Origin of the sequence: Ornithinibacillus jepli (assembly GCF_047228935.1) — a bacterium.
Lineage (GTDB): Bacteria > Bacillota > Bacilli > Bacillales > Amphibacillaceae > Ornithinibacillus.
Window position 1 is genome coordinate 125,146 of sequence record NZ_JBFEGG010000004.1, and the last position, 15,157, is coordinate 140,302.

Consider the following 15,157-nt stretch of genomic DNA (forward strand, 5'->3'; position numbering starts at 1 on the left):
GGCCTTCTTTTTTTTCTGAATTTTTTTATCAAAAAGAGTTTACAAATACACCTTAATATTGTATAGTTGGTTACACGAGTATCCAACCAACCAATTAATTATTCAACATGAGCAATAGAGAGAATAGAAAGGAGTGCTCTTTTTGAAACCAATATTAGATGAGTCATTGCCAATCTTTCAACAAATTGCCCAAATTATAAGCAATGACATTGTGGAGGGACAGCTAAAGGAAGAAGAAAAGGTTCCATCGGAAAATGAGCTATCCAATTTTTATAATATTAATAGAGCAACAGTAAGAAAAGGACTACAGTCTTTAGTGGATGAAGAAATCATTTACAAAAAACGAGGAATAGGAATGTTTGTTAGGGAAGGGGCTAAAGAGAAATTGTTAAACGAAAGAAAAAAACAGTATAGGAAGGAATATATTTTACCACTATTAGCAGAAGCAAAACGATTGGGAATGAGTGTGGATGCGGTATTGATGCTTATCAAAGAGGAGGATAAGGAATGATACGAGTAGAGAATGTAACGTATGGTTACGGTGAAGGGATGGTACTTGAGGATATCTCTTTCAAAGAACAGGAACATGGTATTACAGCAATATGGGGGAGAAATGGTGCTGGAAAAACGACTTTAATGAAACTGCTAGCTGGCCATGAGAAGCCAAGCAAAGGAAATATCGAGATCATGGGAAACAATCCTTATAATCGTGCTGATGTTGTCAGGCATATATGTTATATGCAAGAAGATCATCCGTTTAGTTCTATCTGGACAATTAAGGATGCACTCAGATTTGCAAGGTACTATTTTTCCAATTGGGATGATGATTTGGCAAGAAGGCTTATGAAGGTCTTTAAGTTGAATGAAAAGAAGAAAGTTTCGAAGTTATCGAAAGGAATGAAGTCTGCTTTACAATTTATAATCGGTATTTCTAGTTGTGCAGAAATTACAATTTTGGATGAACCGAGTAATGGTATAGATGCAAGTATGCGAAAGAAGATGCATCAGGAATTACGAGAAGCTCAAGAAGACTATCCACGTTTGATATTGTTATCGACGCATCACATTGAAGAAATACAGTCTATCTGCGACTCCCTTGTGGTGATACATGATGAAAAGGTATTTTTGCATGAAGGAATGGATGAGATACGAGAGTTAGGGATATGGTTATCCGGTGAGAAAAGTAAAGTCAATGACGCTATAGCTGATCAAAGAATATTAGAAACTAGCAATCTTGGATCTAGGTTAAAGGTTATGGTTGATGCACCTTATAACGAAGAATGGAAAGAAATTGCAGCATTACACGGACTTTCCATAGAAAAAGTAAAACTGCAAGATTATTTACTAAATAAAACAGAGGAGGCATAATAAAATGAATTCATTGTATGGAACAATACGTTTAGTATCTGAGGATGTGTTATATTTCCTAGGTAGACTAGTGCTTGTCTACATTACGATACCATTGACCTTATTTTGGCTCTTATCAGGATATGTATTCGAAATTGGTGATGAAGTAGTTGCTTCTATCTCGGGTCCAGCCTACTTCTTTATTATTTTATTCTCTTTAATAGGTTATAAAATGTTGTATCCAATTGCTATGGGGTTAGGGAGCACTAGAGTACAACTTTTAAGAGTATATAGTATTGTGGGAGTGATAGCTGTCGTCATAACCATAATATGTTTAAATGTTTTGCAGTTTATCTTAAAAACAGTATACCTAGAGTGGGACATCGGAGCTAATATTTTTCATCCAGGTGTTGTCATATTACCAGAATATCATTTCTTTGGGTATTTATGGATCGATATAATGTTTGGTCTCTTTTTGTTCGGGGTACCATTTCTACTTTATAGTATAAATTTTCGGATAGGCATGCGAAAAAGTACTATTATATTGATGGTCCTATTGCTTGTAGGAATGTTTTTGTACTATGGTGGTTATTTAGATAGCAGCATAGAATGGTTTTCAGGATTAGATTTAGAGGAGCTAGGGATGACATTGATATCATTAGTTGGTCTATGTGGTGTTGGATCCTTGCTATTATCCTATCCAATTATGCGAAATGCACCTTTGAAGCCGAAGACGAGAAAAGAATAGAATGAACATAGAATGGTTTAGGGATACTCTCTAAGCCATTTATTCATTCTATGACTCTTTAAAATCAATATTATTCGTTGGCGAAAATACACTAACAATAATCAGGCAATAGTAATACCCCGGCTTATTAAATCTATATTTTTCTTAATCATATTAAAAATTAAATTAGTTGCCCCATTTTATTAAGAAAGGGGCTTTTTTTTGTGGGATGGTTTTACTCATAGGACTTAATCCGTCAATTATTTCTAAGGAAAAATAATCATCTGCAAAAAACGTTTGTTAAATCGTAATGATTACTGTTTACAAATCGTAATCATTACGATATAGTATAAATGTTCAAATTATGAATAAGGGAGATTGAGAAATGAAGTATATGAAAACACTCATGATTTTATTTTTTATTACGCTATTAACTGTAGGGTGTTCATCAGCGGAAGATGCTTCTAGTAGTAAACAAGATTCAGAGCTTACTATATATACATCTGTTTATCCGTTTAAATATGTAGTCGAACAACTAGCAGGGGATACTGCGACGGTAAAAACGGTTTTTCCACCTGGTACAGATGCGCATACATATGAACCTACCTCAAAGGATATTATTGATATAGCAAATAGTGATGCGTTCATTTATTTAGGAGCTGGGATGGAGGGCTTTTCAGAGTCTATTGCGGAATCACTAGGCTCACAAAATGTAAAGTTGATCGAGATGGGGAAGTATGATGAATTATTCCATAGTGGTCATAGTCATGAAGAACATCATGAACATGAAGAGTCTGGAGAGATTACTATTGAAATCACTGGCTTATCGGACCATTACCACACAGATAGTTCTATAAATCTATCAGCAGTAATTCATGGTACAGAGCATGATCATCTACATTGGTACACGCTAAATCCGGATGAGGAGGACTGGGTAGTAGTGGAAGGTCAGTCATCAAACAGTCTTAATATGAAGGCAGAGGTTGATGGACAACAGATAAAGGCGGTTATTTACGGTGAAGATCATGAGGTTGTTGCAGAATCTGAACCGGTAACGATTAAGATTGACGACCATGAAGGAGATCATGAACATGGAGGAGAGGGCCATGACCATGAAGGAGAGCATGAGCACGGAGAAGAGGGCTATGACCATGAAGGAGGGCATGAACATGGAGAAGAGGGCCATGACCACGCAGGAGAGCATGAGCACGAAGATGAGAGCTATGATCATGGAAACAATAATGAAAGTGTAGATGCTGAAATAGAAGGGTTATCAGGGCATTATCATACTGGAGATTCTATTAATCTAACAGCGAATATTGATGAAGCAGTAACGTATGATCATGTACATTGGTTCATCCTAAATCCGGATGGGGGAGATTGGACAGTAGTTGATGGTCAAACGTCAAATGAATTTGAGAGTGTAGCAGAAGTGGATGGACAACAAATAAAAGCAGTATTCTATGGCGATAATCATGAAGTTGTTTTAGAATCTGAACCAGTTATAATTGAAATTGACGATCATGAAGGGGATCATGACCCTCATATTTGGATTGATCCACTGCGTATGGTCCAGATAGCGCAAATTTTAAAGGATCAATTAATTGAAATGAATCCAGAAGAGGAAGAATTATACAACGAGAATTTTAAAGCACTAGAGGAGAAATTATTAGATCTTGATAGTAAGTTCACGGAGTTGCTTTCAACAAAGGAAAATAAATCGATAATTGTATCTCATGCTGCTTTTGGATATTGGGAAGAGCGTTATGGTATCCATCAGATTGCTATTCATGGACTGTCTACAGCAGATGAGCCTTCACAAAAGCAAATTACTGAAATTATTAATCAATCAGAAGAGCATAATTTAGAATACGTTCTCTTTGAGCAAAATAGCTCGAATAAATTGACAGAAGTAATACAAAAAGAGATTGGTGCTAAACCATTAACCATTCATAATCTTTCGGTTTTAACTCAAGAAGATATTGATAATGAAGAAGACTATATTTCACTAATGGAATATAATTTGGAAGTGTTGAATCAAGCTACTAAATAATGCATAAGCTCCCCAGTTGAATTAGGGGAGCTTTTTATTGTGTCTCAGTAATAAACTCATTTTCCAAGTTATGGTAAAATAAAGAAAAATTTGATATAAGAAAGGAGTTGTACATGACTAACTATAAAGTAATTCTATTTGACTTGGATGGAACACTTTCAGATCCGAAAGAGGGCATCACACAATCCGTTCAATATGCACTACGAAAAATGAACATTACCGAGCCAGATTTAAAAAAACTCGATAGTTTTATCGGACCACCACTCCAAGTATCTTTTGCTGAACATTACGGATTTGAAGCTTACCAGGTACAAAAGGCAATTGAATTTTATCGTGAAAGATTTAAAGAAAAAGGAATGTTCGAGAATAAATTATATCCCCAAATACAGTCATTATTAAAATCATTGAAGGAAAAAGAATACGTTCTAGTTGTTGCAACATCTAAGCCTACAGTATTTGCTGAGAAAATTTTAAAGCATTTTAACATTGACCACTACTTTGAACTTATAGTCGGTAGCAATCTGGATGGATCAAGAACAGCCAAAACGGAAATCATTCAATACATATTAGACAAGTATAACAATTACAGCCAGCGTGATTTTGTAATGATTGGTGATAGGATGCATGATATTGTTGGGGCAGTTAATACGGGGATTGACTCTATTGCGGTAACATATGGATATGGGTCATTTGACGAGCTAAGTAAATCACAACCTACTTATATCGTTAACACTGTGGAAGAACTGAAAGAAATTTTTAATTGATAGAGTGAAACTAAAAACATAACTTCCTCGTATAAAAAGATAACTAGAATTTAAGAGAGGAAGAGAAAAATGAATAATTCTGGAAGCCGCCCAAAAATTAAAATCCCAAAAAAGAAGACCGAATGGATTTTTGATATTATAGGGTACACCGCATATATAGCTTCCATTATTTTTTTAATATCTGTATGGAATTCACTCCCTGATGAAGTGCCGGCTCATTATAATGCATTAGGAGAGGTGGACCGTTGGGGAAAGAAGTATGAACTATTAATTTTGCCGATTGTTAGTGGATTTTTACTGTTGATGCTGCAAATCTTTGAGAAATTTCCAGAAATCCATAATTATCCTAGTCGATTTAATGAAACAAATGCTGCACAGTTTTACCTTGTTAGTAGGCAAATGATGAACATGATGAAGAATATTAGTTTATTAGTTTTTGCATTAATATTATTGAAGTCTGTATCGATTGCATTAAACTGGTCAACCGGTTCGGGGGCACTATTTTTACCGCTTTTACTAATAGGTGTTGCGCTTCCTATAATAATAAGTCTCTTAAGACAAAGAAAGATTAAGTAAAATCCCTTCTTCAGAGCATCCTGAGAAGGGATTTTACATGGTTACATTTTGATGGATACATGTTTAGTAAAATAACGAATTATGATCATCATGAAAAAGCCTAAAATGACAAGACTAACTTCTGATAGACTAGCAGGTATAAATTCTGTAGAAATGATTCGGTCCGGAATGGGTAAATCTAAAGAAGCTCGTAATAGAGAGTCTTTCATTGTGATAATGACTAGGCCGATGAAAATAGTACCTAATCCAATTATCGTATTATATCGATAGAAGCTGGAACCAATTAGCCAACCTAGTAAATAGTAAAAAAAGATATTAACTGCATAGATAGCAATGGATAGTAACCAGTTATTAGTTGGATCTACATAAGGAGATAGAATAAAAGACTGCACAATATCAGCAATCATATGAGCCTCTTCTAAACTAGCGGATTCATTAAAATCAGCAGTTTGAAATGTAAACAAATCCAATCTTGTTAAAATGAATTGAACGACATTGGAAAAGAGTAACGTAATAATTGGAATCAGAAGGGATATCCCTACTGAGGAAAGCAATGCACCTTTATAGAAGTCTTTTCTTGTTACTCCATTTTCAACATAGTAAGTTAAAAAGTACGTAGTTAAGATCCCGATGACAAACATATAAATACCTGCAGCAACGAAAACTGCATTATAATATGTGTCTAATTCAGCCCCACTGTTATATGCTGATATTCCTTTGACAACTTGAATAACAAGCAAAACACCTAAGAAACTGAATGTCCAAGACGAAAGAGCCATATACATATCAGTAGCAACTTTAGGATAATTAATTGGTTGCTTCATCTTCATCTTCATCTTCCCCCTTTGTTAAATGTACAAATAACTCATGTAGTGTCACTGGTCTAATTTCTAATCCCTTATCCGATGCAGTTCTTCTTTCTTCCTGTGATAATTCACCTAGGATAGTAACGGCTTTGGTTTCACCCAAACGTTCAACATGAATCGTTTGTTTTGATTGAACAAATTCATCCACTTGCTCAGCATTTCCTGTAATCTTTGCTCCTTTTGAGATAAGAGAGTCATAGTCCTCCTGCAGCATAATCTTTCCATCATGTAATAATAGAACTTCGTCAAACAAATAATCCATTTCAGAAACGAGATGAGTAGAGAGAATGATGGTTCTCGGGTGTTTTGCTTGATCCTCCAGTAATTCTTTATAGAAAATATCACGAGATGGTGCATCCATTCCTAAATACACCTCGTCAAAAATCGTTATTGGTGCTCTACTAGCTAAACCAATCGTGACATTTACTGCCGATTGCATCCCTTTCGAAAGCTTTTTTATAGCTTTATTTTGATCAAGCTTAAAGCGCTTCACCAGGTACTCAGCATATTCACGGTCGAAGTTAGGACGATACCGTTCGACACCATCTAATAGCTGTTTTACATTATCTGATTCTTCCTTGTAGTCTTTGTTGTATAGAAAAGCAACCTGTTGCATGATTGATGCATTTTCAAAAGGTGCTTCTCCATGAATCGTGACAATGCCGGAAGATTGTTTTCGGAAAGAGGCAAGGATGGATAAAAGGGATGTTTTTCCTGCGCCATTTCTTCCTAATAGGCCATATATTTTTTTATCGGGTAGCTCGAAGGAGACGTCCTGAAGAGCTGCATAATTGCCATATTTTAAGCTTACGTTCTCTACTTTTACAATCATTTGTTATCACGCCCTTTTATTTTTTTAATAAACTCAATAATTTCACTTTCCGTAATTTCTAGCTTATCTGCTTCTTGTACTAGCTTGATGATATAGTCTTCGATGAATGATTCTTTTCTTTTTTGAATAAGCTTTTCTCTGGCACCATCTGCAACAAACATTCCTATCCCTCTCTTTTTGTAGAGAATCCCTTCATCAACTAACTGATTCACACCTTTTGAAACGGTGACATGATTAATCTTATAAAAGTTAACTAGTTGATTAGTCGAAGGGGCTTGATCTCCTTCTTTAAGTTGATTATTAATGATTTGGTCCTCAATTTTCTCCCGAATTTGAATATAAATCGGTTTGTCTTGCTCAAAAGCTTTACTCATACTATCGCCCACTATCTTTATTTGGTTATATTCTTTTACGGTTATATAGTTATGTATATAACTATAATAGTTATATTAAAATATGTCAATAAAATTTACAAAAATAGGCTTGCAATGTGTGAAGTAATGGAATACATTAAAACTAATGGTATTAGTTTTAGGTTTATGAACGGAAAAAGTATTGGAAAAATAGGAGGATTTAATGATGAGAATAACTCGAATTCACAATCTTTATCAATTAACGGTTTTACCACGTATCTTTCCGGTGAATTGTTACATTTATGAAGAAGCGGATCAACTGACGTTAATTGATGCTGGTATACCGAATAGTTTTAAAGGTATTAGAAAATTGGTTGGAGAAATAAATAAGCCGTTAACGAATATTGTGTTAACCCATGGACACGGGGATCATGTTGGTGCTTTAGATAAACTGAAGGAAGCTTTCCCGAATGCGGTAGTTTCGATTTCAGAGCGAGATAGTAGATTGTTATCAGGAGACACTTCTTTGGATGCGGATGAAGCACAAACACCGGTAAAAGGTGGTGTACCTAAAAGTTTAAAAACTAGAGCGGATCGTTTATTAATAGAAGGGGATAAAATAGAATCGTTACAAGTATTTATGACTCCTGGACATACACCAGGATCAGTCTCCATATTCGATACCAAAAATGGTGCTATTATAGCTGGGGATGCCTTTCAAACTAAAGGAAGGGTAGCAATCTGCGGGCAATTAGTACGGAGCTTTCCCTTCCCTGCGTTTGGTACATGGAATAAGGACCTAGCTATTGAGAGTGCTAAGAAAATATTGTCTTTGAATCCTACATTGTTAGCAGTAGGGCATGGAAACATGGTCGAAAATCCTAGGATTCTTATGGAAAAAGCGATTAATGAAGCAGAGGAAAATTTGAGTACTAAACAAAAAGGAGCATGATACATGCCAAGAGTAGGACTTGATTTAAAGCAAATTATAGAGACTGCTGCTCAGATAGCGGATGAGCAAGGAATTGAATATGTAACGTTAGCAACAATAGCTAGAAAGCTACATGTTCGTCCGCCATCGTTATTTAATCATGTGAAAGGGCTACCACATATTAAAAGAGAGTTGTCCTTGTATGGTGTAATGAAATTACATGAGAAAATGGATGCTGCAGCTAGAGGTAAAGTTGGTGAAGAAGCTATCTTTGCATTGGCTGATGCGTACTTAACGTTTACGAGGGAACATCCAGGCTTATATGAGTACACAATAGCGCTCCCGCAACCTAAGGATGAAGAAATTGAGCAAGAGGGTAATAAAATTATTAATCTTATTATTGAAGCCTTGACTGTTTACCAATTGACAGAAGAAAATGCAATTCATGCAGTTCGAGGCCTAAGAAGTATTCTCCATGGTTTCTCTTCCCTAGAACAAAAGGGAGGATTTGGAATGTCACTTAAAAAAGAGGAAAGCCTAACCTTATTGCTAAAAGCTTTCTTATCCGGGCTTAATGGGACAGGGGGACAGGTCCCTCGTCCCAATTGATAGGTTATGAATATGGAAAAAACTGATTAGCAATCTTGTAAATGCTCTGTATATCAACAGAGCATTTTTCACTTATTATTAATTAAGTTCATGCATTTCTTGGAGAATTGCTTGTTTTTCCGATTGTACTCGACTGGGACAAGGAACCTGTCCCCCTGTCCCAAATTAGGAATTCCCAATTGGGGTGTCATCGGATATAATAGGAAAGTATGTAAAGAAAGAGAACTGTTTAAGATTGATACTATAGGTTGATATAGATAATACTTTTGAGAGGAGGAAGCAATCTTGACGACAGTTAAAAGTGAAACATATATTGCAGAAATTAATGATTTAGATAAAAAAGGTTCAGGTCGTGCGGTTGTTTGGCGTGATATTGGGGAGGTAAACCCAAGAAAGTTAAAGCTTACGATTCCGCAAACATTACCTGGTGAAAAGGTACAAGTAACAGTTGGACAGCCTGACCGAAAAAGAACGAGAGTAATGCCTGAAGAAATAATTGAGGCCCATCCAGAAAGAACAGAAGCACCATGCCCACATTTTGAACGATGTGGTGGTTGTGTGTGGCAACATTGGACATACACTGGCCAATTAAACGAAAAAACGAATCATGTAAAGCAAGTTATAGAACAACAAGGATTTGACCCGAATCTAGTTCATGACACAATCGGAATGGCTAATCCTTGGCATTATCGAAATAAAATGGAGTTCACGTTTGCTACGGATGGTTCTTTAGGACTTCATGAACTTGGGAACTGGAGAAAAATTATCTCTTTAGAAACATGCTTAATTGCTGGTAAGGAAATGGTTGAAGCTACAATGGAAGTAGCAGATTGGGCAAAGGACCATGAACTATCAGGCTATGATAAAGATACTCATGAAGGCTTGCTTCGCCACTTAATGGTCCGTCAGTCATTCGCTACTGGCGAAATTATGTTAGGGTTATTTGCTACGGAAAGTCCAACTGGTGAACTAGAAGCTGCAGCACATGACTTAGAGGAAAGAATTACAAAGAACTTCCCTCAAGTGAAGAGCTTAATGTGGTTTAAAAATACGGACTGGGGTGACCGTACTCAAGCGGAAGAAACTCATATTCTAGCAGGGCGCGATTTCATCTATGATGAGATGCTTGATTATCGTTTCCGTATTTGGTTTGATACGTTCTTCCAAACGAACCCAACACAAGCACAAAAGCTAGTAGAGTTAGCACTGGAAATGGGTAAACCAAAAGAAACAGAGAAAATGATTGATCTATTCTGTGGTGTTGGTACATTCTCGCTTCCGTTTGCGAGTCGAGTTGGTAAGCTGGCAGGTATTGAGATTGTAGAGACTTCTATCGAATCCGCTAAACGTAATGCGAAGGACAATGGAATCTCCAACACTTACTTCTTAGCGAAAGATGCGAGACGTGGTATTGATGAAGTGTTACAGAGCTTCGGTATTCCAGAACTTCTATTACTAGATCCACCTCGTTCTGGTGCAGGTGGTAAAGTAATGCGCAGAATCGGCCGTGCTCAACCTGAACGTATCGTCTATGTATCTTGTAATCCAGATACATTTGCTGAAGATATTAAAGAGCTTGAACCGTTTGGTTATGAGTTAGTTGAGGTTCAGCCAGTTGATTTATTCCCGCATACGACGCATGTTGAGTGTGTTGCTCTGCTTGTAAGAAAAAATTAATGAGATTTACCGTGTAAATGAAACCTTCCTTTTGGAAGGTTTTTTATTTTGATGGAATCTTATGTAATAATAGTAGGTATGATTGGTGAGATATTAATAGCTAATAAGGAGAAAGCATACAATGAATAATTATAAATTAACGATTCAGTATGATGGTGGCCGTTACAAGGGTTGGCAACGACTTGGTAATAGTGACAATACGATTCAGGGTAAAATTGAAAATGTATTGACAGAGTTGGCAGGAGAAAAGATTGAAATCATTGGATCTGGAAGAACAGATGCAGGTGTACATGCTCTTGCTCAAATTGCTAATTTTAAAATGCGTAAAAATATAGCGGAAGAGGAAGTAATGCAATATTTAAACAGATATTTACCTCATGATATTAGTGTTGTGGATGTTACGCTAGTTCCGGATCGTTTTCATGCACGCTATAATGCCAAAGATAAAACCTATTTGTATAAGATTTGGAACGAGCAATATACACATCCCTTCATGCGAAAGTACAGTATGCATGTGGAGGAAAAGCTTGATATCGAAAAAATGAGAAAAGCATCCGGGTATTTTCTAGGTAAGCATGACTTTACTTCCTATTCGAACGCAAAGTCGAAGAAAAAGTCTATGGTGCGTGAAATATACTCAATTGAGATAAATGAAAACGAGGGCTTTATCGAAATTAAAATGCGAGGCAATGGCTTCCTATACAATATGGTGAGAAAAATTGTAGGGACTTTAATAGAAGTTGGATTAGGAGAAAAAGATGCTTCTACCATACCAGCTATTCTCGAATCAAAAGAAAGAATCCAAACAGGTCGTCTAGCGGACGCTGAGGGGTTGTATTTGGTAGAAGTTGGTTTTTAGCGAATATAATCTAACGCTTTTTACATCTGGCGTGTGTGCATTGCTATTAAAAGTAAAAAAGTTTTGTAAGCTCGTTTAAATATTTCCATTTAGACGAGCTTTTCTAATTACATATTTAAAGTAATTCAATTGTAAAAAAGACATTAAATTCGTGGAGATATGTCTTCATTAATTCAATGTTATCAACTAGACGGGTGTAAAATCTTGGTTTAAAATCTAGAAAAAAGTTTCAAGAAGCATGTAGGTATTAGGTGGTAGACTTTAATTTTCAATGGAATGGGAGTAAGGTTTAGCACTCCGTCTTGACAATTCAAAATAATATGATACTCTATTATCGACAGACAGTCGGTCGGTGTGTGAAAGGGGATGGAATAATGAGAGTTGTAAAAGAAGCGGAGGAACGTAGGAACGAAATACTTGACGCGGCTGATTATCTTTTTGTTCAGAAGGGCTTTGACGGTACCACTACGAAAGATATTCTCGAAAGGGTTGGAATTGCACGGGGAACACTTTATTACCACTTTAAATCGAAGGAGGCAATTATGGATGCCCTGATTGAGCGGTATAGTGACCGCATAATTGGGGCGGCTCAGGAAATTGCAGCTGACAAGAGTATACCTATTATCGAGCGTATTATTCGTGTTGTAATGGCTCTGGACATAGGAGATGAGGGAGGCAAGGTAATAATGGAGCATATCCATAAGCCACAGAATGCACTTATGCATCAGAAAATACAAAAGGTCATAATTAATAGCGTTCCCCCGATACTGACGGAAATAATCCAAGAGGGTATTGAGCAAGGAATGTTTAGCACTCCTTTTCCGTTTGAATGTATGGAGATGGTAGTTGCATATACAAATACTATTTTTGATGAAGATATGGTTGAAATGACAAATGAGGAAATCGCTTCGCGTATACAGGCGTTTGTTTTCAATGTTGAAAGACTACTTGGTGCTGAAGAGGGAAGCCTTATGCCAGTTATGAGGATGTTTGGTAGTAAAGATGGGGACAGCAAAGAATAGTGGGAAAATTTTTCTCATAATTCTCCTTCTGTGATTGAGAGAGTATTTTCAGCAATAGTAAAAACAATGGCAAGGTTGTAGAAATGACAAACAATCTGGTCATTCTTATTTCTCGGTTTTATAAAAGGTGCAGCAGGGAGGAGAAAAAGTGTTTTTGAAAATGGTAAAGAATGATTTTATCAGGAACAAAATAGTAACTCTATCTGTATTTGTATTTATTACTATGGCAGTTATTTTGGCAGCTAGTGCAATTAATAACATAGCTAATTTGATTCAATCGATGTCGGAACTAAAGGAACGTGCAGTACCAGCCGACATTACGCAGATGCATTCGGGAGAATATAACCAAGCAGAAATCGATCAATTTACAGAAGAACAGCGAGAACATATAGCGATGCAAGAGACGATGGTTCTTCTGACCTTGGATGGAAGTAATATTCATTTTGGTGATAATCAAACGATGGCTGGAACCGTACAGGATATTTCATTTGTGGTACAGAACGAGAAGTTTGATTTTATCTTGGATTTGGATAATGAAAGGCTGGATGTAAAGCAAGGGGAAGTGGCAGTTCCTATCTATTTTATGGAATACTACGACCTAAAAATAGGGGATAGGATAACCGTAAAAAATAAAGAGTATCAAAAAGAGTTTGTCATATCAGATTATGCAAGAGATTATGAGATGAACTCTTCCTTAACATCGTCAAAACGGTTTGTGATTAATCAGCTGGACTATAATGAAATGGAGAACCTATTGATCGGAGAACCGGAATATCTAATCGAATTCAAAATAAAGGAAAACGGTGATGCTCAGGCTGTTCAGACCGCCTACATCGAAGCTGGTCTTCCAGCAAACGGTCCTACAGTCGGAGCAAAAATATTTACGTTGTTTAATGCCTTGTCAGATATGGCAGTTGCAATGGTCATAATACTTATCAGTATATTACTTATAATTATAGCCTCGCTTTGTATCAGACTTACATTTCTGGCAACAATCGATGAAGATATAAGAGAAATCGGTGTTATGAAAGCAATGGGAATTTCCAAAAAAGATATAAAGAACGTATATCTTAACAAATACAGAGTCATGTCAATAGCGGCTGGTATTTTAGGTTATCTGCTATCCTTTTTTGCGGTCAATTTATTAAATAGTAATATGAGACTGTACATATCTTCTGATTTATCTGGGAACTTAAAGTATCTACTGTCTATTATAGCTCCATTATTTATTTATATTATGATAGTAATGTACTGTAAGAAAGTGCTGAAAAGAATTGATAAGATTACTGCGGTGGAAGCATTACGTTCAGATATTATGGAACGTGGAAAGAACCGAAAATATAGTTTTCCACTAATTAAAAATAAACTCTATAGCACCAATATTTACATGGGAATTAGGGATGTATTGAAACGATTTAAATTATACAGGTTACTATTTTTAATATTTGTAGTATGTACGTTCATTGTGATACTCCCGTTAAATATGTATAATACTATGAATTCACCAGAATTTTCTACTTATTTGGGAATAGGAAAATCCGACATGAGAATTGACCTTCGTAAGACGGATCGTATTACAGAAGATTTTAAGAAGCTTCAGGAAGATTTACGGAATGATACGGATATTGAAAAGTATGCAGCCTACATCACAAGTTCCTATCAGGTTAAAAATACAGATGGTTCCTGGGACTATATTAATATTGAAATAGGAGACTTTTCCGTATTTCCATTAAATTATCTGGAAGGGAAAGCACCAAACGGTGAAGGAGAAATCTCACTTTCCTATGCAAATGCGTCAACGGATGGATTGAACAAGAAAGTGGGAGATGAAGTTGTCGTAAAGGTTGGCGAGATCGAAAAGACATTAAAAGTAAGTGGTATTTATCAAGATATTACGAATGGTGGAAAAACTGCAAAGGCAGATACCAGTCTTGGCGTAAATGAAGGTGCTGTTCTTTGGTATATTTTGAGCATGGACGTTGCCCCAGGTGTGGATATTCGTGAGAAAATGGATTACTACCAGAATACCTATGATTCAGCACAGGTAAATGATATCAAGGAATATACAGGACAGACTCTTGGAAATCTCATTGATCAAATGAGCACAATTGTTATAGGGGGAATTGTCATTGCAGTAAGCATTGTTATATTGATTACTGCATTATTCATTAGAATGCTATTATCAAAGGATTCGTCTCAGATTGCTATCATGCGAAGTATGGGATTAACATCTAAAAATATTAGTCATCAATATATGGCGGGAACTTTGGTGGTACTGATAATGGGAATCCTATTTGGCGTATTGGCTTCTAATTTATTGGGGGAATTTCTTGTAAGTATGGCTATGTCCTCTATGGGAGCTGCAAAAATTGAGTTTGTTAATGTTATTTGGCAGACTTGGTTACTGTGTCCTATAGCACTTGTTGTAATAGTTGGATTTACGATATCTCTGTTCTGTAAGGTCTCAATAAAAGATGATTTATCGGTAGTTTTAAGAAGTTAGTACAGTTGAAAAGGACCAATCAAGAGGTAAAGACTCTT

Annotated in this window: 15 protein-coding genes; 12 read left to right on the forward strand and 3 right to left on the reverse strand. The window is 36.2% G+C overall.

What is annotated here, in order from left to right; all coding sequences use genetic code 11:
* Positions 1-142: 142 nt before the first annotated feature.
* From AB1K81_RS15045 to AB1K81_RS15070, 6 genes are all read left to right on the forward strand, one after another.
* Positions 143-511: a GntR family transcriptional regulator gene (locus AB1K81_RS15045; protein ID WP_412977493.1), complete on the forward strand. Its 369-nt coding sequence runs from the start codon at positions 143-145 to the stop codon at positions 509-511.
* Positions 508-1,368 carry an ATP-binding cassette domain-containing protein gene (locus tag AB1K81_RS15050; protein ID WP_412977494.1) on the forward strand — a complete coding sequence of 287 codons (861 nt, stop codon included), beginning with the start codon at positions 508-510 and terminating at the stop codon, positions 1,366-1,368. The genes AB1K81_RS15045 and AB1K81_RS15050 overlap by 4 nt, the downstream gene beginning before the upstream one ends.
* A 4-nt stretch (positions 1,369-1,372) precedes the next feature.
* Positions 1,373-2,095 carry a hypothetical protein gene (locus tag AB1K81_RS15055; RefSeq protein WP_412977495.1) on the forward strand — a complete coding sequence of 241 codons (723 nt, stop codon included), beginning with the start codon at positions 1,373-1,375 and terminating at the stop codon, positions 2,093-2,095.
* Positions 2,096-2,459: 364 nt separating this feature from the next.
* Positions 2,460-4,127, forward strand: coding sequence for a metal ABC transporter solute-binding protein, Zn/Mn family (locus AB1K81_RS15060; RefSeq protein ID WP_412977496.1), 1,668 nt, complete (start codon positions 2,460-2,462; stop codon positions 4,125-4,127).
* A gap of 113 nt (positions 4,128-4,240) precedes the next feature.
* Positions 4,241-4,891 (forward strand): HAD family hydrolase, encoded by a 651-nt coding sequence (locus tag AB1K81_RS15065; RefSeq protein WP_412977497.1) that lies wholly within the window; start codon positions 4,241-4,243, stop codon positions 4,889-4,891.
* 69 nt (positions 4,892-4,960) lie between these two features.
* Positions 4,961-5,467: a DUF1648 domain-containing protein gene (locus tag AB1K81_RS15070; protein WP_412977498.1), complete on the forward strand. Its 507-nt coding sequence runs from the start codon at positions 4,961-4,963 to the stop codon at positions 5,465-5,467.
* A 41-nt stretch (positions 5,468-5,508) separates the two neighbouring features.
* On the opposite strand, the gene AB1K81_RS15075 is transcribed toward AB1K81_RS15070, so the two are convergent.
* From AB1K81_RS15075 to AB1K81_RS15085, 3 genes are read right to left on the reverse strand one after another with little or no spacing between them, the layout of a single operon-like run.
* On the reverse strand, positions 5,509-6,297 hold the full coding sequence (locus AB1K81_RS15075; protein WP_412977499.1) for a hypothetical protein: 789 nt from the start codon (positions 6,295-6,297) through the stop codon (positions 5,509-5,511).
* On the reverse strand, positions 6,275-7,165 hold the full coding sequence (locus AB1K81_RS15080) for an ATP-binding cassette domain-containing protein (protein WP_412977500.1): 891 nt from the start codon (positions 7,163-7,165) through the stop codon (positions 6,275-6,277). The genes AB1K81_RS15075 and AB1K81_RS15080 overlap by 23 nt, the downstream gene beginning before the upstream one ends.
* Entirely contained in the window at positions 7,162-7,539 is a 378-nt protein-coding gene (locus AB1K81_RS15085) for a GntR family transcriptional regulator (RefSeq protein ID WP_412977501.1), read from the reverse strand. The genes AB1K81_RS15080 and AB1K81_RS15085 overlap by 4 nt, the downstream gene beginning before the upstream one ends.
* A 205-nt stretch (positions 7,540-7,744) precedes the next feature.
* On the opposite strand from AB1K81_RS15085, the gene AB1K81_RS15090 reads away from it, so the two are divergent.
* The 6 genes from AB1K81_RS15090 (at position 7,745) to AB1K81_RS15115 (ending at position 15,119) form a co-directional block, all read left to right on the forward strand.
* Complete coding sequence (locus AB1K81_RS15090; protein WP_412977502.1) at positions 7,745-8,470, forward strand: MBL fold metallo-hydrolase; 726 nt, start codon at positions 7,745-7,747, stop codon at positions 8,468-8,470.
* Positions 8,471-8,473: 3 nt separating this feature from the next.
* Positions 8,474-9,058: a TetR/AcrR family transcriptional regulator gene (locus tag AB1K81_RS15095; protein WP_412977503.1), complete on the forward strand. Its 585-nt coding sequence runs from the start codon at positions 8,474-8,476 to the stop codon at positions 9,056-9,058.
* Positions 9,059-9,343: 285 nt separating this feature from the next.
* Positions 9,344-10,735, forward strand: a complete 1,392-nt coding sequence (gene rlmD, locus AB1K81_RS15100; protein WP_412977504.1) for a 23S rRNA (uracil(1939)-C(5))-methyltransferase RlmD — start codon at positions 9,344-9,346, stop codon at positions 10,733-10,735.
* 121 nt (positions 10,736-10,856) lie between these two features.
* A complete protein-coding gene (gene truA, locus AB1K81_RS15105; RefSeq protein ID WP_412977505.1) occupies positions 10,857-11,594 on the forward strand; it encodes a tRNA pseudouridine(38-40) synthase TruA in 738 nt (245 codons plus the stop codon).
* A gap of 374 nt (positions 11,595-11,968) precedes the next feature.
* Complete coding sequence (locus AB1K81_RS15110; protein WP_412977506.1) at positions 11,969-12,616, forward strand: TetR/AcrR family transcriptional regulator; 648 nt, start codon at positions 11,969-11,971, stop codon at positions 12,614-12,616.
* A gap of 148 nt (positions 12,617-12,764) precedes the next feature.
* Positions 12,765-15,119 (forward strand): ABC transporter permease, encoded by a 2,355-nt coding sequence (locus AB1K81_RS15115; RefSeq protein WP_412977507.1) that lies wholly within the window; start codon positions 12,765-12,767, stop codon positions 15,117-15,119.
* Positions 15,120-15,157: the final 38 nt, after the last annotated feature.

What these genes read in the sequence shown, in the direction of transcription:
- AB1K81_RS15050 (WP_412977494.1), top strand. Translation starts at nt 508, where the DNA reads ATGATACGAGTAGAGAATGTAACGTATGGTTACGGTGAAGGGATGGTA.
- AB1K81_RS15055 (WP_412977495.1), top strand. Translation starts at nt 1,373, where the DNA reads ATGAATTCATTGTATGGAACAATACGTTTAGTATCTGAGGATGTGTTA.
- AB1K81_RS15060 (WP_412977496.1), top strand. Translation starts at nt 2,460, where the DNA reads ATGAAGTATATGAAAACACTCATGATTTTATTTTTTATTACGCTATTA.
- AB1K81_RS15065 (WP_412977497.1), top strand. Translation starts at nt 4,241, where the DNA reads ATGACTAACTATAAAGTAATTCTATTTGACTTGGATGGAACACTTTCA.
- AB1K81_RS15070 (WP_412977498.1), top strand. Translation starts at nt 4,961, where the DNA reads ATGAATAATTCTGGAAGCCGCCCAAAAATTAAAATCCCAAAAAAGAAG.
- AB1K81_RS15075 (WP_412977499.1), bottom strand. Translation starts at nt 6,297, where the DNA reads ATGAAGATGAAGCAACCAATTAATTATCCTAAAGTTGCTACTGATATG.
- AB1K81_RS15080 (WP_412977500.1), bottom strand. Translation starts at nt 7,165, where the DNA reads ATGATTGTAAAAGTAGAGAACGTAAGCTTAAAATATGGCAATTATGCA.
- AB1K81_RS15085 (WP_412977501.1), bottom strand. Translation starts at nt 7,539, where the DNA reads ATGAGTAAAGCTTTTGAGCAAGACAAACCGATTTATATTCAAATTCGG.
- AB1K81_RS15090 (WP_412977502.1), top strand. Translation starts at nt 7,745, where the DNA reads ATGAGAATAACTCGAATTCACAATCTTTATCAATTAACGGTTTTACCA.
- AB1K81_RS15095 (WP_412977503.1), top strand. Translation starts at nt 8,474, where the DNA reads ATGCCAAGAGTAGGACTTGATTTAAAGCAAATTATAGAGACTGCTGCT.
- truA (WP_412977505.1), top strand. Translation starts at nt 10,857, where the DNA reads ATGAATAATTATAAATTAACGATTCAGTATGATGGTGGCCGTTACAAG.
- AB1K81_RS15110 (WP_412977506.1), top strand. Translation starts at nt 11,969, where the DNA reads ATGAGAGTTGTAAAAGAAGCGGAGGAACGTAGGAACGAAATACTTGAC.